20 protein-coding genes are annotated in these 20,046 nt (G+C 43.8%); 12 read left to right on the top strand and 8 right to left on the bottom strand.

The features are described 5' to 3' along the window. Positions 1-385: 385 nt before the first annotated feature. Together mrcB and hrpB are read right to left on the bottom strand one after the other, a co-directional pair. Positions 386-2,848, bottom strand: a complete 2,463-nt coding sequence (gene mrcB / locus KZ793_RS19320) for a bifunctional glycosyl transferase/transpeptidase (RefSeq protein WP_225816805.1) — start codon at positions 2,846-2,848, stop codon at positions 386-388. A 95-nt stretch (positions 2,849-2,943) separates the two neighbouring features. After that, complete coding sequence (gene hrpB / locus KZ793_RS19315; RefSeq protein WP_225816811.1) at positions 2,944-5,388, bottom strand: ATP-dependent helicase HrpB; 2,445 nt, start codon at positions 5,386-5,388, stop codon at positions 2,944-2,946. Positions 5,389-5,474: 86 nt separating this feature from the next. On the opposite strand from hrpB, the gene sfsA reads away from it, so the two are divergent. The 8 genes from sfsA to panD all read left to right on the top strand — a co-directional run bounded on the left by sfsA (position 5,475) and on the right by panD (position 12,164). Continuing rightward, on the top strand, positions 5,475-6,182 hold the full coding sequence (gene sfsA, locus KZ793_RS19310; RefSeq protein ID WP_225816804.1) for a DNA/RNA nuclease SfsA: 708 nt from the start codon (positions 5,475-5,477) through the stop codon (positions 6,180-6,182). Positions 6,183-6,376: 194 nt separating this feature from the next. Further along, complete coding sequence (gene dksA, locus KZ793_RS19305) at positions 6,377-6,832, top strand: RNA polymerase-binding protein DksA (protein ID WP_118986499.1); 456 nt, start codon at positions 6,377-6,379, stop codon at positions 6,830-6,832. Between the two features lie 50 nt (positions 6,833-6,882). Continuing rightward, the gene (gene gluQRS, locus KZ793_RS19300) at positions 6,883-7,770 is read left to right on the top strand and encodes a tRNA glutamyl-Q(34) synthetase GluQRS (RefSeq protein WP_225816803.1); all 888 of its coding nucleotides are present in this window, start codon (positions 6,883-6,885) and stop codon (positions 7,768-7,770) included. 289 nt (positions 7,771-8,059) lie between these two features. Beyond that, positions 8,060-9,424 (top strand): polynucleotide adenylyltransferase PcnB, encoded by a 1,365-nt coding sequence (gene pcnB / locus KZ793_RS19295; RefSeq protein ID WP_225816810.1) that lies wholly within the window; start codon positions 8,060-8,062, stop codon positions 9,422-9,424. Positions 9,425-9,430: 6 nt separating this feature from the next. After that, complete coding sequence (folK, locus tag KZ793_RS19290; RefSeq protein WP_225816802.1) at positions 9,431-9,946, top strand: 2-amino-4-hydroxy-6-hydroxymethyldihydropteridine diphosphokinase; 516 nt, start codon at positions 9,431-9,433, stop codon at positions 9,944-9,946. A gap of 70 nt (positions 9,947-10,016) precedes the next feature. Continuing rightward, entirely contained in the window at positions 10,017-10,808 is a 792-nt protein-coding gene (gene panB, locus KZ793_RS19285) for a 3-methyl-2-oxobutanoate hydroxymethyltransferase (protein ID WP_225816809.1), read from the top strand. A gap of 53 nt (positions 10,809-10,861) precedes the next feature. Beyond that, a complete protein-coding gene (gene panC, locus KZ793_RS19280; protein WP_225816801.1) occupies positions 10,862-11,716 on the top strand; it encodes a pantoate--beta-alanine ligase in 855 nt (284 codons plus the stop codon). 67 nt (positions 11,717-11,783) lie between these two features. Then, positions 11,784-12,164, top strand: coding sequence for an aspartate 1-decarboxylase (panD, locus tag KZ793_RS19275; protein ID WP_225816800.1), 381 nt, complete (start codon positions 11,784-11,786; stop codon positions 12,162-12,164). 99 nt (positions 12,165-12,263) lie between these two features. On the opposite strand, the gene KZ793_RS19270 is transcribed toward panD, so the two are convergent. Next, a complete protein-coding gene (locus KZ793_RS19270; RefSeq protein WP_225816799.1) occupies positions 12,264-13,034 on the bottom strand; it encodes an ABC transporter permease in 771 nt (256 codons plus the stop codon). A gap of 11 nt (positions 13,035-13,045) precedes the next feature. Then, positions 13,046-13,957 (bottom strand): ABC transporter ATP-binding protein, encoded by a 912-nt coding sequence (locus tag KZ793_RS19265; RefSeq protein WP_225816798.1) that lies wholly within the window; start codon positions 13,955-13,957, stop codon positions 13,046-13,048. Between the two features lie 187 nt (positions 13,958-14,144). Between KZ793_RS19265 and can the strand changes: the two genes are divergently transcribed. From can to KZ793_RS19250, 3 genes are all read left to right on the top strand, one after another. Then, positions 14,145-14,798: a carbonate dehydratase gene (gene can / locus KZ793_RS19260; RefSeq protein WP_225816797.1), complete on the top strand. Its 654-nt coding sequence runs from the start codon at positions 14,145-14,147 to the stop codon at positions 14,796-14,798. Positions 14,799-15,291: 493 nt separating this feature from the next. Beyond that, entirely contained in the window at positions 15,292-15,546 is a 255-nt protein-coding gene (locus tag KZ793_RS19255) for an AbrB/MazE/SpoVT family DNA-binding domain-containing protein (protein ID WP_225816796.1), read from the top strand. Then, on the top strand, positions 15,546-15,887 hold the full coding sequence (locus KZ793_RS19250) for a type II toxin-antitoxin system ChpB family toxin (protein ID WP_225816795.1): 342 nt from the start codon (positions 15,546-15,548) through the stop codon (positions 15,885-15,887). The genes KZ793_RS19255 and KZ793_RS19250 overlap by 1 nt, the downstream gene beginning before the upstream one ends. A 167-nt stretch (positions 15,888-16,054) precedes the next feature. On the opposite strand, the gene hpt is transcribed toward KZ793_RS19250, so the two are convergent. The 4 genes from hpt to cueO form a co-directional block, all read right to left on the bottom strand. Next, positions 16,055-16,591 (bottom strand): hypoxanthine phosphoribosyltransferase, encoded by a 537-nt coding sequence (hpt, locus tag KZ793_RS19245; protein ID WP_225816794.1) that lies wholly within the window; start codon positions 16,589-16,591, stop codon positions 16,055-16,057. A gap of 111 nt (positions 16,592-16,702) precedes the next feature. Then, entirely contained in the window at positions 16,703-17,173 is a 471-nt protein-coding gene (locus tag KZ793_RS19240; protein WP_225816793.1) for a hypothetical protein, read from the bottom strand. 3 nt (positions 17,174-17,176) lie between these two features. Continuing rightward, a complete protein-coding gene (locus KZ793_RS19235; protein ID WP_225816792.1) occupies positions 17,177-17,716 on the bottom strand; it encodes a Panacea domain-containing protein in 540 nt (179 codons plus the stop codon). Between the two features lie 164 nt (positions 17,717-17,880). After that, the gene (gene cueO, locus KZ793_RS19230; RefSeq protein ID WP_225816791.1) at positions 17,881-19,425 is read right to left on the bottom strand and encodes a multicopper oxidase CueO; all 1,545 of its coding nucleotides are present in this window, start codon (positions 19,423-19,425) and stop codon (positions 17,881-17,883) included. Between the two features lie 206 nt (positions 19,426-19,631). On the opposite strand from cueO, the gene KZ793_RS19225 reads away from it, so the two are divergent. Further along, complete coding sequence (locus KZ793_RS19225) at positions 19,632-19,979, top strand: YacC family pilotin-like protein (RefSeq protein WP_118986483.1); 348 nt, start codon at positions 19,632-19,634, stop codon at positions 19,977-19,979. The last annotated feature ends 67 nt before the right edge of the window (positions 19,980-20,046 follow it).

Raw genomic sequence — 20,046 nt, 5'->3', positions numbered from 1 at the left:
TATTCCGAAAGTGGCTGATTTTTTTGTCTCAAACAGGTGAAAAAATCATATTTATCAACAATTTTTATACAAAAATACAACAAATATGAGCATTACTACTGCGATAATGGTGTAAAGCTGAAAAGGTAATGACGCGGTATGTTTAGGAAGCTGATGAAAAAAACGGTGAACGGTGGCTTTACAGACGAAAAACAATACTCAGAAAGTCAAAACGCTGACCAGAAGATCAGCGCTTTGTCATTCATCTCATCAAATATTTATACCCTATGGATTTCAAGATGCATCGCGACGGCAAAGGAGCGAATCCCCGGGAGCATAGATAACTATGTGACCGGGGTGAGTGAGTGCAGCCAACAAAGAGGCAACTTGAAAGATAACGGGTATATTATTGTCCAAACATCTCTCGTAACCAACCCGGCGCTTCTTCTTGCTGTTGAACAGGTGCTGACACCGCTGTTTGCTGGCACAGACTCTGTGGATCATAAGTCCAAACCGGTAATGTTCTCCAGCCACTGCCACCGCTACAATTAAAGCTGCCGTCCTGATTAACCGCCATATCGACAATGCCTTCTGGTGGAATGTTGTTCAGCACCAGCGGTGTCTGATTTTCCAAATAGCGGCGATACACATTTAGCGCACCAGTGGCACCAGTCAGATTAGTCGGATCGTTGTTATCACGACCAACCCATGAAATCACCACTTCTTTGCCATCAACCCCGGCAAACCAACTATCACGCAGATCATTGGTAGTGCCTGTTTTACCTGCCAGATTATAACGACCAAACTTAGCCGTCAGAGAACGCGAAGTCCCTCTCGCCACAACTTGCTGCATACCATATAGCGTCAGGTAAGCCGCCTGAGCCGGTACAGCCCGTTCAGCCTGTGGGTAACTCTGATATATCACCGTGCCATCTTCCGTGATAACAGAACGTAACGCGGAAAGTGTCGCGCGGTTGCCGCCGCTCGTCATCGTCTGATATTCCTGCGCTACTTCTAATGGCGTCAAACTAAGAGAACCCAGTAACATCGCTGGAACCTGCTGAATCACCTCCTCCGGTACACCAAGCCGGATCAAGGTGTTGCTGACATGATCAAGACCAACCGCCAATCCAAGATTCACTGTAGGAATATTCAATGAACTCGCCAGCGCATCTATTAACATGACACGCCCACGGAAACGACGGTCATAATTTCTCGGTTCCCAAACCTTACTGTTCGGCTGTTTTACCGCAAGAGGTTCATCCGCCAGCCAAGTATTCAACCGATATTGATCAGGTTCACTCAATGCTGCCAAATAAGTAGAAGGTTTTGCCAATGAACCAATTGAACGACGTGCCATCATCGCTCGGTTAAATCCAGCATACTGAGGTTGAGAACCACCAACCATCGCCCTGATTTCACCACTGATGCGATCGACAATCACCATTGCCCCTTCAAGGTCAGCAATTTTGCGGGTTTTTCTCAGGCTGGCAATCCCCTCTTCTACTGCGTTTTCAGCCGCATCCTGAGATACCGGGTCCAAAGTAGTGAAGATTTTCACGCCGGACAGGTCATTCACTCTATCCCCCAGTCTGTCCTGCAACTCCTTACGAACTAGCTGCATAAATGCCGGTTGTGGGGTAATAACACCACTTTTCGGTTTTACTCCCAATGGGCGAGCACTCAGTAACTTGTAAAGATCTTCATCAATAATTTGCTGATTTTGTAACAGCTTAAGTACTACATTACGACGTTGAAGAGCGAGTTTAGGATTACGCCACGGGTTATAAAGTGAAGCTCCTTTTACCATACCAACCAGCAATGCTTGCTGATCCAAACTCAATTCATCCACCGGGCGACCAAAATAATAGAGGCTCGCCAGTGGAAATCCTCGGATCTGCTCATCACCACTTTGGCCTAAATAAACTTCGTTCAGATACAGTTCGAGAATCCGATCTTTGCTGTAACGATAATCCATCAAAACCGCCATGTAAGCTTCATTTGCTTTACGCACCAAGGTACGTTCATTGGTCAGAAACAAGTTTCTGACCAATTGTTGCGTCAGGGTACTTCCTCCCTGAACAGTGCGCCCGGCAGTCACGTTAGCCAGAAACGCACGCCCGATAGAAAGGATGCGGATACCATCATGTTGATAGAAATGACGATCTTCTGTCGCCAGCAAGGTGTTGACCAGTAAATCAGGAAAACCAGAGCGCGGCACAAACAACCGCTGCTCCCCATTGGGTGACTGCAACATAGTAATCAGCTTCGGATCAAGACGGAAGAACCCAAACTGACGCTGATTTTCCAGATTTTCGATCCCCGCCAAACGGTTATCGCTAAAAGTCAGCAGAGCGTGGATCTGCCCCTCTTTGCTGTCTGGGAAATCAAATGGACGGCGCAGCATCTCAATGGTTTCACCTCTGACAGAAAACTCCCCAGGACGGGTAATTTTCGTCACCTGGCGATACTGCATGCCTTCCAGCAGATGTACCATCTCTTTTTTACTGTAGTTCATACCCGGTTCAAGGTTGACCATTCGGCCATAAACTGCCGCAGGTAACTCCCAAACTTTTCCGTCAATGCGGTCACGGATTTTGCCATCCAGATAAATACCATAAGCCACCAGTAATACGGCAAAAATAGTAAATATCTTGAATAACAGCCAGAACCAACGCCACTTTTTCTTCGGTGGATGGGAATACTTTCCTCTCTTTGTCATGGGTTGATCCTCTTCATTATCGTAGTCGTCATCTTCGTAACCATCATCATAATCATCCAACAAATGCCGTCTTTTCGATGGCGGTTTACGGCGGGACACCGGTTTCTTGCTTTTACGTCCGATTGGTTGATGATCTTCACCAGACATTCCAAAATTCTCCAAAGCCATTCAAACGCTGAATAATGGGTATTCATATCTTTTTTAATGAATTTATTCGCCTACAAGAAAGTTGTTAAATTCTATTACGAATATTTTTTTACCCGCCGAGTGGGTGCCGTATTTGCCGGATCATCCGGCCATAGATGTTTTGGATAGCGCCCCTTCATCTCTTTTTGCACTTCCCGATATGCCCCCTGCCAAAAAGCAGCCAAATCTTGCGTGATCTGCAATGGGCGCGGGGCCGGCGATAATAATTCAAGCACCAATGCTATCCGCCCTTTTGCCAACGATGGACTTTGCTGCTCTCCATACATTTCCTGCATCCGAACAGATAATACCGGTGGTTTATCACTGAAATAACGGATTGCTATCCGACTGCCGGTAGGGGCAGTGTAATAAATAGGCAGTTCATTATCCAGACACTGTTGTTGTTGCCAATCCAGCAAATTTTCCAGTGCTGGCAACAAATCAATCTGTTTCAGCCCTTTCAAATCACGCACACCAGTAAGGAACGGCATTAACCAATGATCAAGAGAAGCCATTAATACATCATTATCTACTGCCGGCCACTGCATTTCAGGCAACCATTTAGCCGCACATTGGATACGGATGCACAACTGAACTGCCGCTGGTGACCAGTTCAGTTCATGTAATCCCTCACTGCGTAACCAGTTTAGCAGGGCCTGTTGTAATTGCTCATCTGAAGGCTTTGCCAATCGTTGGGCTTTTACTGTCAAGCTGCCACATTGCAGCCGTTTCCATGCTCGCAACGTCCCTTTGTTATCATCCCATTCAACGACACTCTGCTCACTGAATAAATTCGGTTGTTGCTGTACCAGTCGTTCAATATCCAGAGGACAAGCTAGCAAAATACGCGCGTCAGGATTTCTGCTGTTTTGTAATAATGAAAGAGCCACCAGCCACGATTCGCTAGATAACTTTTCATCATCATCGATCATCACCCCCAAACCATTAGCCAGTTGAAAACGCCCTCCCTTATCCCGATTTTTGGCTATTCTGTCAGGGAAACCCTGGGCTAATAGCATTGCAGCAAATCCGCAGTCTGGCTCACCAAAATGATCACCCATATTTCTAGCTAACCGTTTTGCCCGCCGTAACCAATGAGCTTGTCGCTGCTCAACCCAATAAGTGATGTCCGACTGACCATCACGGGGCGGCTCCTCCAGAATCGCAGTCAGCATAGCGGCGGTTGCCAGCATATCGGCCCCTTGTTCCAACCCTGCACATAACATTGCAGCCAGGCGCGGATCACTACCGGATTCCGCCATTTTTCTGCCTCTGGACGTTAACTGACCATTGTTATTAACTGCACCTAACCGTAATAATAACGATTTGGCTACTGCCAAAGCTGCGTCAGGGGGAATATCTAGCCAGTGCAATTGGGAAATATCATGACACCCCCACTGCAATAAGGAGAACCATAAGCCACTGAGATCAGCATTCAGAATTTCGGGTTCACTATACTCTGCCGCTCTTTCTGCCTGTTCTTGGCTGAATAGATGCCAACAAATTCCCGCTTCCAACCGTCCTGCACGGCCAGCCCGTTGCGTCATAGAGGCTTGGCTGATGCGTTGAGTGATTAGGCGGGTCAATCCATTTTTGGGTTCAAAACGCGTCGTGCGTTCAAGGCCACTATCAACCACCAATCGAATACCTTCAATCGTTAAGCTGGTTTCGGCAATGTTGGTCGCCAAAACAACTTTACGGCGTCCACGTAGTGAAGGTTCGATAGCTTTTTGTTGTTCAGCCAATGACAACGCACCGTATAACAGGCACAAATCGGTATCCTCAGCAACTTTCCCGCTAAGAAGTCCAAATACCCGTTGAATTTCCCCGCTTCCCGGCAAAAACAATAGCACAGAACCTTGTTCCTGTTGGAGTAACCGTAATACAACCGTGGCTACACTCTGTTCAAAAGGTTGGTGAGCAGGCAAAGGACAATAATGTCTAGTCACAGGAAAGCTTCGTCCTTGAGAAGTCACCACTGGCGCATCAGGTAACAAAGCAGAGAGCCGCTGATTATCCAGTGTGGCTGACATGATCAAAACGCGCAGATCATCCCGCAACCCTACCTGTACATCCAGCAACAATGCCAGAGCCAAATCAGCCTGCAAACTGCGCTCATGGAATTCATCCAGAATCACCAGAGAAACCCCTGTTAGCATGGGATCTTGCTGCAACATGCGGGTTAAAATGCCTTCTGTTACCACTTCAAGGCGAGTAATTGCACTCACTTTTGCTTCTGTACGCATCCGGTAACCCACGGTCTGCCCGATATTTTCATTCAGTTGAGCAGCAAGGCGATTGGCGACACTGCGAGCAGCAATCCGCCGTGGTTCTAACATGATGATACGCCCAGAGAAATCGGCTTTTTTCAGAATTTCCAATGGCAAAGCCGTCGACTTCCCGGCACCGGCCGGAGCATGAAGCAGGACCTGTTGTGAACTTTTCAACGCACTCAGGACAGGTTCGACGACCTCATATACAGGCAATAAAGACACAAACACTCCATACAAAGAAAGTTAACTTTCAACCGCCGGCATTGTAGCATTGCCTGCTTCAATCTTATGCCATCAGTCATTCAGGAGTTTTTATGGAATTCCATCCGCCCTTACAATCCGCCACACTAATTCGTCGCTATAAACGTTTCCTGGCTGATGTCATCACACCGGAAGGTGAAACACTGACTATCCACTGTGCCAATACGGGTGCAATGACTGGCTGTGCGACACCGGGAGATACGGTTTGGTATTCCACCTCTGATAATCCAAAACGTAAATACCCCAACAGTTGGGAATTGACAGAAACACAGGATGGTCACTGGATTTGTGTCAATACGCTCAGAGCAAATGATTTAGTCGCCGAGGCTATTGCACAAAATGCCATTCCAGAATTTTCTGAATATCAAAAAACCAGTCGGGAAGTGAAATATGGCAAAGAGAACAGCCGGATAGATCTACTGTTACAAGCAGAACAACAAGTTAATTGCTATATTGAAGTGAAATCAGTGACACTGCTCCAAGAAAATTGTGGCTATTTCCCAGATGCTGTCACGACCCGCGGACAGAAGCACTTGCGGGAATTGCAACACATAGCAGAGCAAGGGCAAAGAGCAGTTTTATTTTTTGCTGTTTTGCATTCTGGGATCAATCAGGTCGCCGCGGCTGCACATATTGATCATAATTATTCATCTCTTTTGGAACAAGCGCAAAACTCTGGGGTCGAAGTTATCTGTTACCAGGCCAACATGACGGGAAAAGGGATGGTTTTAGGCGATAAGTTAACTTTTTTACTGAAATGATTAACTTACCGATTCACCTAATATTTGCAGCTAGGTTGTACAAGGTGTAAAGGCATGCAATACATTTGCTTCCACACCATAGTGAAACTAATGGCAGGAACAATTGCCAACCCATGTTCCATCTGCTATTTATAGCGGCCTGTTTTTTTCCCCGCTAGGGGTTTGTTTGATAGTGCGTGTGTAGGAGAAGTATTATGCAAGAAGGGCAAAAACGTAAAACCTCGTCCTTAAGCATTCTCGCCATCGCTGGGGTAGAACCTTACCAAGAAAAGCTAGGTGAAGAATACATGAACGATGCCCAGTTGGCGCATTTCAAGCTAATTCTTGAAGCATGGCGCAATCAGCTCAGGGATGAAGTAGATCGTACTGTATCTCATATGCAAGATGAGGCAGCGAACTTCCCTGATCCAGTTGACCGTGCGGCGCAGGAAGAAGAATTCAGTCTTGAATTACGTAACCGCGATCGTGAGCGTAAATTGATTAAGAAGATCGAGAAAACCCTGAAAAAAGTCGAAGATGACGATTTCGGTTTTTGTGAATCCTGTGGCATTGAGATCGGCATCCGTCGTTTGGAAGCCCGTCCAACCGCAGATTTGTGTATTGATTGTAAAACTCTGGCCGAAATCCGTGAAAAACAGATGGCTGGCTAATTAATGGTGCTCTGAATACGGCGTCTTCATGACGCCGTATAAATCCCCATATGATAAAATCTGAACGTTCCCGGGCTTATATTGGGCGTTTCGCCCCATCTCCTTCTGGTGACCTGCATTTTGGTTCATTAATCACTGCCATTGGCAGCTATTTGCAAGCCCGTGCTTGCCAAGGAAAGTGGCTGATACGTATTGATGATATTGATCCGCCTAGAGAAGTTCCCGGTGCTGCCGGCCGTATTCTTCACGCACTTGAGCATTACGGTTTACATTGGGATGGTGAAATTCTCTATCAATCTCAGCGCCATGAGGCTTACCGTCATCTCCTTAATCAATTGCAACAACAAGGGTTAAGCTATTACTGCACCTGTACCCGTCAACGCATTCACCAGATTAATGGTTTTTATGACAGAAACTGTCGTGAATTAAATCTGCCTGTTGATCATGCCGCAATTCGATTCAAACAGCGTCATCCGGTTTACGGTTTTGAAGATAAGTTGCAAGGATATCTGAACACCGATCCGGTCATGGCCGAAGAAGATTTTATCATTCATCGTCGCGACGGTTTATTCGCCTATAATTTAGTGGTTGTTATTGATGATGATTACCAAGGGGTGACCGAAGTGGTAAGAGGGGCTGATTTGATCGAACCAACCGTCCGTCAGATTGCGCTTTATCAGCAGTTAAATCTCAAAATACCTGACTATATTCATTTACCACTCGCTCTGAATAAGGATGGCAATAAACTTTCCAAACAGAATCATGCTCAACCGATCCCATTAGATGATCCCCGGCCATTACTGATTGAAGTATTATCTTTCCTTAATCAATCTGTTATAGAAAACTGGCAAGATCTTTCCCGTGATCAATTGTTGAAAAAAGCAACAGCGCATTGGGATCTGGACCGAATTCCACAACAAGGTAAAATACACAGGTAACATGAATAAAGTGACGGTTAGTCATAACAACCATTCTCAAAAAATACACAGTAGGCTATGATTAGCCGCTGTTTTTTATTTGTTTTATATGATTAGTTACTTATCGAGGTGTACCATTTTTAACCGAGTAGCAAATTTCTGCCGTAACTTATTGATCCGCGAAGGGAAAACCAACCGCGAACCACAGGCAGCCAGTGAAAGATCAGTCACCGGATCTAACAGTTCTACTCAGGAAGAGTACGTAACTCTTCACTCTAATCGCCAAAACCCTTATCAACCCTTATCCAATATGAAAACACCAAGGGAGGTTGAACAGGAGAATCCCCATTCGGATTTATCGATAACGATAATTCCACGGGAACAACATAGTATTTCCCGCAGAAACATCAGTGAAAATGCACTGAAAGTCCTTTATCGTCTGAATAAATCCGGCTTTGAAGCCTATCTGGTTGGCGGTGGTGTTCGTGATTTATTACTCGGTACGAAACCGAAAGATTTTGATATTGCCACCAGTGCAACGCCAGAACAGGTGCGTAAATTATTTCGTAACTGCCGTCTGGTTGGACGCCGATTTCGCTTAGCTCATATTATGTTTGGTCAGGAAGTGATTGAAGTCGCAACATTCCGTGGTCCACATGAACAAACGGGTTCTGATGATAAAAATCAGTCACAACAAGCACAAAGCGGTATGCTACTGCGGGATAACATCTTCGGTTCAATTGAAGAAGATGCTATGCGCCGCGATTTCACCATAAACAGTCTCTATTACGCCATCAATGATTTCTCTCTGCGTGATTATGCCGGTGGCCTTCATGATCTGGAAACCGGTGTTATCCGTTTAATTGGCGATCCAGAAACCCGTTATCGGGAAGATCCAGTCAGAATGCTGCGTGCAGTTCGCTTCGCCAGCAAACTGGATATGACCATCAGCGAAGATACTGCCGAGCCTATTTCCCGTCTGGCTTTTCTGCTGAGTAATATTCCACCCGCTCGTCTGTTTGAAGAATCGTTAAAACTGTTGCAAACCGGTCAAGGCTACAGCACTTATAAACTTCTGCGCGAATACCGCCTGTTTCAACCGCTATTCCCATTGGTTCAACGCTATTTCACCGCAAATAACGATTCGCCTATGGAACGTATGCTCAATCAGGTTTTGAAGAATACCGATTACCGGTTACAAAATGATAAACGGGTTAACCCGGCGTTTTTGTTCGCCGCAATGCTCTGGTATCCACTGGTTGAACATGCGGAAAAACTGTCTCAAGAAGGTGGCTTGGCTTACTACGATGCTTTTGCATTGGCCATGAACGATATTCTGGATGAGCAATGCCACTCCATTGCCATTCCTAAGCGCCTGACAACCATCATGCGTGATATCTGGCAATTACAGTTACGTCTGCCACGCCGTCATGGTAAACGGGCAAATAAGCTGATGGAACACCCTAAATTCCGTGCTGCCTATGATTTGCTGGAACTGAGAGCCAATGTTGAAAATCGCAATGAGCTAAAAGATCTTGTCCATTGGTGGGGAGAATTTCAGCAAGTCAATGCATCACAGCAACGGAGTATGATTTCCGAACTGGGCAGTGAGATTGTCCGTCGTCGTACACGACCTCGCCGTCACTATAAACCAAGACTGAGCAGGAACAGTTGATAAATTATGGCTCGTGTTTATATCGCTGTTGGTAGCAATCTGGCAGAACCTATGCAGCAAGTAAAAAATGCACTTGCTGCATTAAAAGACTTACCAGAAACAGAATTTATTACCTGCTCCTCGCTGTATCGTACTAAACCGATGGGGCCGCAGAATCAACCTGATTTTCTGAATGTGGCAGTCGCATTGGAAACCACGCTAACACCGGAAGAATTACTCAATCACACTCAGGCGATTGAACTGGCCCAGGGACGGGTAAGAAAAAATGAACGCTGGGGGCCAAGAACACTTGATCTGGATATCATGCTGTTTGGTGATCAGGTGATTAATACCGAACGCTTGACAGTCCCCCACTACGGACTAAAACAGCGCGAATTTATGCTCTACCCGTTAGCTGAGATTGCCCCTGATCTCATATTTCCTGATGGGGAAGCTTTATCTGAAAGACTGAAACATATCCCAGAAAACGGCCTGGCACTCTGGCTGCAACCGCAGTCCTCTGATTCTAATCATTACATATAAGGATCTCAGTTCAGTCCGTGGCCGATTTCTGTATATAACAAGAAAAATTGCAGGAGAAGGAAGATAGATGATGAAACCAATGACCATGACTGATCTGAATCAGCTCAAAAAAGAAAAACGTAAATTCGCGACTATTACCGCTTATGACGCCAGCTTTGCCCACCTGTTTGCCGAACAAGGCATTGATGTCATGCTGGTTGGTGACTCACTGGGTATGACTGTGCAAGGGGCTGATACCACTATTCCAGTGACGGTTGAAGATATCGTCTATCATACTCGTTGCGTCCGTGCCGGAGCACCTTATACTTTTATTATTGCCGATATGCCCTTCATGAGTTATGCCACACCAGAGCAGAGTTGCGAAAACGCTGCCAAGCTTATGCGTGCTGGCGCTAACATGGTGAAACTTGAAGGCGGTAGCTGGTTATACGATACCATTAGCATGCTTACCGAGCGTTCTGTACCCGTTTGCGCTCATTTAGGGCTAACTCCCCAGTCAGTCCATATTCTGGGCGGTTATAAAGTTCAAGGACGTGATGAAGTATCAGCGAATCAATTGATAAAAGATGCAATTACCTTAGAAAAGGCGGGCATACAACTGCTAGTACTAGAATGCGTACCCGTTGAATTGGCTAAACGTATCACCGATGAATTACAGATCCCGGTAATTGGTATTGGCGCTGGTAATGTGACTGATGGGCAAGTTTTAGTGATGCATGACGTACTAGGCATTACAGCAAATCCGCCTAAATTTGCGAAAAACTTCCTTGAAGAAACAGGAAATATACGTGACGCCATCCGCTTATATAAAGAACAGGTGGAAAGCGGTACCTACCCTGGAAAAGAACACTCATTTTATTAATAAATTACCCTTGTTAGCCCGAAGGCTGTAAACACATTAAGGAGTATTAAGCAATGCTGATTGTCGAGACTGTACCGATTCTACGCCGTGAAATCCGCCGCTGGCGTCAGGAAGGAAAACGCATTGCACTAGTGCCAACAATGGGTAACTTGCACGACGGCCATATGACGTTAGTCGATACAGCCAAAGGGCAAGCAGATATTGTGATCGTCTCTATTTTCGTCAACCCGATGCAGTTTAATCGTCAGGATGATCTGGCAAGATATCCCCGTACTTTACAGGAAGATTGCGAAAAACTTCATCAACACGGTGTCGATCTGGTATTTGCTCCTGCTGATAAGGAAATATACCCTGATGGAATGGAACATCAGACTTATGTTGAAGTTCCTAGACTTTCTACCATGCTGGAAGGGGCCAGTCGTCCCGGTCATTTCCGTGGTGTTTCAACCGTGGTGAGCAAACTGTTCAATCTAGTACAACCCGATTTAACCTATTTTGGCGAAAAAGATTTTCAACAATTGCAGCTTATTCGCAAAATGATTGCCGACCTGGCTTATGATATTACGCTGGTTTCAGTACCCACGGTGCGTAACCAAAGTGGCCTGGCTCTCAGTTCACGTAATAACAATTTAACAGCCGATGAACATCAAATCGCCCCAGAACTCAGCAAGATAATGCGATCTATCGCTGAAAAAATGGCACAGGGTGAACGTCACACAGAACAGTTGCTCATTCAAGCTTCTTCACAGCTACACGAAGCGGGCTTTGTACCTGATGAGTTGTTTATCCGTGACGCCGAAACATTGGCGCCGTTAAATACCGAAAGTAAACAAGCCGTTATTCTAATAGCTGCCTGGTTAGGGCAGACCCGTTTGATTGATAATCAGCAGGTAGATTTAACGCAATAATCGCCGTTGTATCAGGCGTTATTGATGCAAAAAGGTTCTAAATTGTCATCTAATCAGGAGAAAAACCATGTTGCGCACGATGCTACAGGGGAAATTGCACCGGGTGAAAGTCACTCAGGCAGATTTGCATTATGAAGGTTCCTGTGCAATTGATCAGAATTTCATGGATGCAACCGGTATTCTGGAATATGAAGCTATTGATATCTATAACGTGGATAACGGCGAGCGTTTTTCCACTTATGCTATTGCCGCTGAACGTGGTTCTAGAATAATTTCAGTTAACGGAGCAGCAGCACGGCGTGCTGCGGTAGGTGATAAGCTAATTATTTGTTCATATGTACAAATCCCTAACGAAGATGCCCATCACCATAAGCCTAATATCGCTTACTTCGACGGTGATAATATTATGAGCCGTATAGCTAAAGCTGTGCCAGTTCAGGTAGCTTAAATATTAATTTAAGCGCTCAATAATGGGTAGGCTATGAAGACATTGCAAATGAATTTCCCCTACCCATTCATCACCACTTAATAACAAAAAAATCTACAATTAAGTCCTCAATCCCCGCCCTGTTTCAATTAAATACCAGGCAACAAGATAAAAAACCACAATAAATGCAGTCAAAACACTTAATGTAATTATCAAAGAAACATCAGTAATTCCCAGGAAACCATAACGGAAACCACTAATCATATAAACGATCGGGTTCAGCTTGGAAACCGCTTGCCAAAATGGGGGTAATAATGTCAATGAATAAAACACCCCACCAAGATAGGTCAGTGGCGTTAATACGAAGGTCGGAATAATGCTAATATCATCAAATGTTTTAGCAAAAATCGAATTCAGCAAACCACCGAGTGAGAACAGAATGGAGGTCATCAATAACGTGACAACAATCATCCACCACGCATGAATATGAAGCGGTACAAAAAATAGAGAAACCAATGTCACCAGAATACCGACGCAGACACCACGGGCAACACCACCACCAACAAAACCCACAATAACTATGTGTGTCGGAACCGGCGCTACCAATAATTCCTCAATACTGCGCTGGAATTTCGCGCCAAAGAAAGAGGAAGAAACATTGGCATAAGAGTTAGTAATCACCGCCATCATAATAAGGCCAGGGACAATAAACTGCATATAATCGACACCCCCCATTTCTCCAATACGCGAACCAATCAAGCTACCGAAGATAACAAAATAGAGCGACATAGTAATAACCGGCGGTAATAAAGTCTGTACCCAAATACGACCAAAACGGGTAATTTCTTTAATCCAGATAGTTTTTAGCGCCACCCAGTACAACTGAATCATTGACTATCTCCTTACTTGTTATTCACCAAGCTAACAAACAACTCTTCCAGACGGTTCGCTTTATTACGCATACTCAAAATATGAATCCCCTGAGCACTTAATTGGGTAAATACGCTATTTATTCCCTGACCACGTTGAACATCCACTTCCAAAGTCGAGGCATCCAGCAGTCGATAATCATATCCTACCAGTTCAAGAATTGGGTTTTGCATTGCCAGATCGAAGAAGAATGTTTCTGATTCCACCCGACTGAGTAAATTTTTCATACTGGTATTTTCCACCAATTCACCATGCTGAATAATACCAATATTACGGCACAGCATTTCTGCTTCTTCTAAATAGTGAGTCGTTAGAATAATTGTCGTTCCCTGTGCATTCAGCTGTTGCAAAAAACTCCACATAGAGCGACGAAGTTCAATATCAACACCGGCAGTCGGTTCATCAAGGATCAATAATTTAGGCTGATGCATTAAAGCACGTACAATCATCAGACGCCGTTTCATCCCACCAGACAGACGAATCGCCCGTTGATTACGTTTTTCCCACAGATCTAACTGCGACAGATAGGTTTTCGCTCTGGCTTGAGCCACTTTTCGCGGCACACCATAGTAACCGGCCTGATTGAGAACAATCTGCAACACCGTCTCAAACGGGTTAAAATTAAATTCCTGCGGAACAAGACCTAACTGGCGTTTAGCATTCACAATATCAGTATCAATATCATAGCCAAACACCTTAACCTTACCGCTGCTTTTGTTTACCAGAGAGCTAATAATGCCGATTGTGGTGGACTTCCCTGCACCATTCGGACCCAATAATGCGTAGAAGTCTCCAATTTCCACATTCAGGTCTATCCCACGCAGCGCCTTAACACCATCAGTGTAGGTCTTAGTAAGCTGCGTTAACTCCAATGCATAAGTCATAAATTACAAAACACCTTTATTATCTGGTCGCTTTTGCGTGCAATATGAAAACATAATGCTCCTTTTCTGCCTGACTTTCTTTGCAAAAACAGCAGAAAGATTAAAAACAAACAGCAACAAAATATTAAAATTTTAATTGATGTTGTATATGATTCTATCTTAAAGAAACACTACCAGGCTATGAATCATGATGAAAAAAATAGAAGAGCTGCTTGCCAATAACAAGCAGTGGTCAGAATCGGTTAACGGAGAAAACCCAAATTTTTTCAAAGAATTAGCAAAAGCACAAAAACCTCGATTCTTATGGATTGGTTGTTCAGACAGCCGGGTACCCGCAGAAAAACTAATTGATGCCGCCCCCGGTGACTTATTTGTTCACAGAAATGTTGCAAATCTGGTTATTCATACTGACTTAAATTGTCTTTCAGTTATTCAATATGCAATAGATGTACTGGAAGTTGAACATATCATTATCTGCGGACACTACGGTTGCGGTGGTATCGAAGCCGCGATTGATGGCACCGAACTGGGATTGATTAACAACTGGCTGCTACATATCCGTGATCTTTGGTATAAACACAGTTCTATGCTAGGTGAATTACCCCCCAATGAACGTCTGAACCGTCTGTGCGAAATTAACGTTGTTGAGCAGGTATATAACCTTGGTCACTCAACTATTATGCAATCAGCATGGAAACGGGGCCAGAAAGTGATGATCCACGGTTGGGTTTACGGTATTCATAATGGTCAATTGCAAGATCTAGAAGTGACGGCTGATAGTCGTGAAAAACTGGAACTTGCTTATCGTCAAACTGTATCTAAATTGACGAATAAGAAGTAAGTTTTCAGGTAACTAACAAAATACGCTGTAGAAAAGGTTATATTTAACCTTTTCTATAGTGTAATTAAGCAAAGATTTATACAGATTTTCATTTTATTAAATCGCTGCCTATTTAAATCTCAAGTATTTATTTTGATTTCTTTATTTTACGAATGTACGCATATGGTAATAAAAAGAAAACAACGTAATTCATGATAAATATATTCATCATCTAACGTTTCATAACTCTGCTACACATGACCCTCTTCAACCCATTGTTATGCATAGAATTATGAGTGATGTAAGATGTAGCACTATTTTGGAATCTTATTTAGCGTTTTTTACTAAAATAAGGAATGTTTCAAATTTTCCTTGAATGGACAAAATAGTTCATGAAAAAGAACATTTTTATGGGCTATTGAATCACATTATCTGTAGTAACAATGTTGACACTTAGGTAAAACCACTCTACAGTGTCAACAATGTGATAACCGTTACTTGCGAGGAAAGTGCTATGCTCACTCATGTCAGAAAAATTGGAAACTCTGTTGGTACTATTATTCCAGCTCAGCTATTGAAATCCCTCCACCTGAAAGAGGGTGACCAATTATCAATTGTCGAAGAACAAGGAAAAATTGTAATCTCTGCGGTAAACCATCGTCCCAAGTATAAATTGGCCGATCTACTCGCTCTATGTGACTCAGAAGCACCGATGCCTGAAATATTAAAAGAATGGGATGCTAGTAAACCTGTAGGGAATGAAGTGTAATGGCAATATTTCAACGAGGGGATATTATTGAAGCTTGCTTAAACCCAGTCGCGGGTCAAGAACTGCAAGGTGACAAAAGACCATGCTTAGTAATAAGTCCATACAATTTTAACAAATTAGGTTTAACAATTATTGCTCCTATAACACAAGGAGGAAATTATGCCAGGTTCGCAGGTTTTGCCGTGACATTAATGGGCACCGGTACACAGAATCAAGGAGTGCTATTAGCGAATGGCATTCGTTCCGTCGATCTAAATGCAAGACAGGCAAGAAAAATTGAAGAGGCACCGACGTCTGTAGTTAATGAAATTTTAGCCATGGTGTCCAGCATATTGGAATAAATTCTACTGTCAATCAGGGATATCTGCCGATATGGTTCTACGACCGGAAGCCATATTAGGCACCAGTGCCGAAATGTAGATAGGGACGCAGCCCTCTACACACCATGCCTGAATCAAAAAGCCAAAAACGGCAACCTAAAAGTTGCCGCTTTCAAATGAGATAAAAACTACTCTTCTAACAAAACCACATGGCCGATATAAGGCAAATGACGGTAAAGTTGCGCATAATCGATACCATAACCCACCACAAATTTATCCTCAATTGAGTAACCAATCCACTCAACCGGAACATTAACTTCACGGCGGGAAGGTTTATCCAGCAAAGTACAGATTGCCAGTGATTTTGGCTCACGCAGCGCCAAAATTTCACGCACTTTATTCAGGGTATTACCTGAATCAATAATATCTTCTACAATTAGTACATGCTTACCGCGAATATCCTCGTCCAGATCTTTCAGGATTTTCACATCACGCGTGGAATTCATACCGCTACCGTAACTAGAAGCCGTCATAAAGTCGACTTCATGAGGGATCTGAATTTCACGGCATAAATCAGCCATAAAAATAAATGAACCTCTCAGCAATCCGACCAATACCAGCTCACTACCGCCGTCACGATAGTGTTCAGTAATCTGTTTTCCCAGTTCAGCAATACGCTGCTTAACCTCCTGTTCGGAGATCATAACTTCTACAGTGTGTTTCATTATAAATATAACCAGTTGTTTTTAAAAAAATAATCATGATAAAGCACGGTGAAAATCATGATTATTAGTATGCCGATTGATACTCCGTTCTTTTGAGCGGATAAGATACAGCTAACCAACAAATCGTTCTAGCGACTCTAATATTTTGCGTTTCTGACCACGTTTCATCGTCGGGGAACATTTAACCGCCTTATAAACTTCACACATATAATAATCAGCGATTTTACCCTTAACAATATTATGATAATCAGTGCTGATCCTTCCCTTAATATCGTTAATATCAAATGCCGCATGAGCATCTATACAATTAATAAACGAATCCCATTGCAAAAACTTATGATCTTTTTGAGGCAGATCAACCTGACATTGAAGAAGCTCCTGCCGTAATTGGATAAATTGGCTGATTTTAGAATTAATTATCAGAACAAGCAGCGGCTCAAAGCAGCAAACCAACAAATATTTTAACTTTGGAGGCGTTGTAAAAGAACAGTGAAGATAAAGAACATCTCCTATAGCCAAACTCTGCCGGGCTAAAAAATCTGCCCTAAAAGATGCAGGAAATTTGTCACCAAGATTAGTCATCAGCTACTCAGCAGAAGTCAGATAAGCAACTAATTTGTCACCATCTTTGCAACTGGCAGCTATCACTTCCAATGGAATCTCACCATTCTGGTCAGCGGCCATCCAAACGCTATCGTGACTGATATCACGTATTTCTTTAAAAGAAAGATTCCCATACTTCTCAATTGCTTCATTTATGCAATCAATATCTGAATCACTGAATACATCTTCATTGAAATTACGTAACGCATGCACCTGATGATTTCCAGTACTGCCGTCTACTGACAAAGCTGATCGAATAATATCAATGTCACACCCATTTGGAATAAAGCGCCCGTCACCTCTGGCTATCTTTATAATATCATAAGCATTTTCTGCGACAGGCCCATCTTTCATCGCAAGATAGTTATCACCGGTAATAAGCCGTCCATAATGTTCTAAATGGAGCCTGTCAGCAAAATACAGAATTTTACCCACATGATAAATATCAGGGATTGGCGCTACAGAGGCAACATACAGAATAGCCTCTACAGCCTTTTCTGAGTCAAACCTTACATTAAGCATCTCAACACCTTCATTTAAACAGGACAAATAACACTCAAAAATCTGCGTCTATTTTAGTGCCTACAGCAATCACTGTACAACGCTTTGTGGTGTTCTATTGATGCCGACCACCACCATGGCCTAAAAAACACGATAAAACAAAATCAATGGCAATGTGAGCAAAATTATTTACTGACAGTAAAACCCACCATCATGCCAGTATCTTCATGTTCCAGTAGATGACAGTGCGCCATAAATGGGTGTTTTGCTCCCGCCGTATGCTTGAACTGAACCAACACTTCACTCTCTTTACCTTCCACATGAACAATGTCTTTCCAACCACTGCGGTGAGCGGCAGGTTTGCGGCCATTTTCACTCAAAATACGAAAACGGGTGCCGTGGATATGGAACGGATGCAACATCATATCGCCAACCCCCGAAATCACCCAACGTTCATACTGCCCCTGTTTCACATCAAAAGCCGGTTCCATCATGGAGAAAGCCCGTCCATTAATGGTATTCGCATGATGGAAATTTAGTTCACCACCATGATGCATATCTCCGTGGTTCATATTCCCATGATGCATTCCCATACCCGCCATAGCTCGCTCACCGTAGCGCTCAGACAGCAACATCATTCCCTGCATATCCAGACGACTATCCATCGCCAGATGTAAACGACGCCTATTCAAACCACTAAAAGAAGGCAATGCAGGAAGCGTTGCAAGCTGCTCCGACAGTATTGTGCGGCTAGAAAAAAGCTGAGGTCGAATGCGTAAAACCGGCAGGGGCCGATCAAATGGTGGTAATGTCATTCCTATCTGAACCACAGGTAACGTCACCAGATCGAAAGATGTGCCATCCGAAGCATCTATTACTACTTCAAAACGTTCCCCCGCCAGAATCGGTAACTCATTAACCGCAACCGGTTCCGCTAACAAACCACCATCACTGGCAACAACATACAATTGACGGCCATCACTAGTCGCAATATTGAGGCTACGAGCGTTACAGCCATTTAGCAAACGCAGACGTAACCAGCCGCGCGGTGCAGTATGTTGGGGCAAAATAACACCGTTAGTCAGTATCATATCGCCAAACCAACCAACAGCAGCGCTCATCACATCCAGTTGATAATCAATCTGACCAGCGTTATTCAAGCGCTTATCCTGCAACATCACCGGAATATCATCCACACCCCACCGGTTTGGTAAACCCGTATTAATACTATTCTCATCTTCAATCAGTACTAATCCTCCAAGCCCCATTGCCACCTGATAACCCGTCTTGCCATGCGTATGCGGATGGAACCAACAAGTCGCTTCCGGTTGTTCAGGAGTAAAACTGACCGTCCGGTTCCCTCCTGGCGCAATCATCGCATGCGGGCCACCATCGGCTTCGCCAGTAATTTCCAAGCCATGCCAATGAACCGTGGTCTCTTCTGGTAGATGATTACGAATATCAATAGTGACAGGTTTACCTGAAATCAATTTCAGTGCCGGACCTAGTAAATCACCGTTGTAACCCCAAGTTTTAGTCACCGTTCCTACTTTAAAACTGGATTTTCCCGCTTTGATTTCAATAGCGATTTTACCTGTCGCATCTGGCTCTAGTTGTGGAGGGATAGGTAATACCGGATAAGATTCAGCAAAGGAGAAACGGCTCCATGCAGGCAATATACTGGATACACCCATAACGGCACTTAATCTGATAAAATCACGTCGTTGCATATTCACCTCCTGGTTAAATCAACCCAAAAAATAGACAACAAAAAAACATCTCATAAAGGAAACGTAAGGGCTACCCTTACAGGAAGGTCAAGCGAAGGGAATGTGATTTAAGTCGATCTTTACAGTAATTTTAAAAAATAAATTTTACCTAACAAAGATATTAATATGTTAACGTAATATGACATTGATTGATTATAATAATACAAATGCGAAAATTAGCTCTCTTGACTTACATACTGGTTCTTTTCGGTTTTTCCCACCCCGCAAAAGCGCTGACAGAAAATGAAGCTGAAGATCTGGCCGATCTGACAGCGGTGTTTATCTACCTGAAATATGACTGTGGTTACAGCCAAATTCCTGACCGGGAAATTAAACGAGCCATTATTTATTTTGCTCAACGTAATAAGTGGGATTTGACCAATTACAACAGCCAATTGATGGATAGACTCAATGAAGAAAGCTATCAGGATCTGAAAGGTATTTACCTCTCCAATGCGATAAAATGCCATGCCCTCGCCAGAGATTCGTTGAGCCTATTTGCCTACGTGAAGTAGTTCCGCCCCTCATACCCGTTAAGGGGTAAATTTCACCGTGCAACTGTGAGGATTGTTGGCTATTATG

Source organism: Photorhabdus antumapuensis (assembly GCF_020387775.1).
Classification (GTDB): Bacteria; Pseudomonadota; Gammaproteobacteria; order Enterobacterales; family Enterobacteriaceae; genus Photorhabdus; species Photorhabdus antumapuensis.
The sequence above is the reverse complement of the archived record's forward strand: the minus strand, read 5'-3'. Positions and strand labels throughout refer to the sequence as shown.

Coding starts and splice junctions, on each gene's coding strand:
- KZ793_RS19265 (WP_225816798.1), bottom strand. CDS start 13,957: ATGACTTATGCATTGGAGTTAACGCAGCTTACTAAGACCTACACTGAT.
- panB (WP_225816809.1), top strand. CDS start 10,017: ATGAAACCAATGACCATGACTGATCTGAATCAGCTCAAAAAAGAAAAA.
- KZ793_RS19225 (WP_118986483.1), top strand. CDS start 19,632: ATGCGAAAATTAGCTCTCTTGACTTACATACTGGTTCTTTTCGGTTTT.
- gluQRS (WP_225816803.1), top strand. CDS start 6,883: ATGATAAAATCTGAACGTTCCCGGGCTTATATTGGGCGTTTCGCCCCA.
- KZ793_RS19240 (WP_225816793.1), bottom strand. CDS start 17,173: ATGACTAATCTTGGTGACAAATTTCCTGCATCTTTTAGGGCAGATTTT.
- sfsA (WP_225816804.1), top strand. CDS start 5,475: ATGGAATTCCATCCGCCCTTACAATCCGCCACACTAATTCGTCGCTAT.
- can (WP_225816797.1), top strand. CDS start 14,145: ATGATGAAAAAAATAGAAGAGCTGCTTGCCAATAACAAGCAGTGGTCA.
- folK (WP_225816802.1), top strand. CDS start 9,431: ATGGCTCGTGTTTATATCGCTGTTGGTAGCAATCTGGCAGAACCTATG.
- pcnB (WP_225816810.1), top strand. CDS start 8,060: ATGAAAACACCAAGGGAGGTTGAACAGGAGAATCCCCATTCGGATTTA.
- dksA (WP_118986499.1), top strand. CDS start 6,377: ATGCAAGAAGGGCAAAAACGTAAAACCTCGTCCTTAAGCATTCTCGCC.
- KZ793_RS19255 (WP_225816796.1), top strand. CDS start 15,292: ATGCTCACTCATGTCAGAAAAATTGGAAACTCTGTTGGTACTATTATT.
- KZ793_RS19235 (WP_225816792.1), bottom strand. CDS start 17,716: ATGCTTAATGTAAGGTTTGACTCAGAAAAGGCTGTAGAGGCTATTCTG.
- cueO (WP_225816791.1), bottom strand. CDS start 19,425: ATGCAACGACGTGATTTTATCAGATTAAGTGCCGTTATGGGTGTATCC.
- hpt (WP_225816794.1), bottom strand. CDS start 16,591: ATGAAACACACTGTAGAAGTTATGATCTCCGAACAGGAGGTTAAGCAG.
- KZ793_RS19250 (WP_225816795.1), top strand. CDS start 15,546: ATGGCAATATTTCAACGAGGGGATATTATTGAAGCTTGCTTAAACCCA.
- mrcB (WP_225816805.1), bottom strand. CDS start 2,848: ATGTCTGGTGAAGATCATCAACCAATCGGACGTAAAAGCAAGAAACCG.
- panC (WP_225816801.1), top strand. CDS start 10,862: ATGCTGATTGTCGAGACTGTACCGATTCTACGCCGTGAAATCCGCCGC.
- KZ793_RS19270 (WP_225816799.1), bottom strand. CDS start 13,034: ATGATTCAGTTGTACTGGGTGGCGCTAAAAACTATCTGGATTAAAGAA.
- panD (WP_225816800.1), top strand. CDS start 11,784: ATGTTGCGCACGATGCTACAGGGGAAATTGCACCGGGTGAAAGTCACT.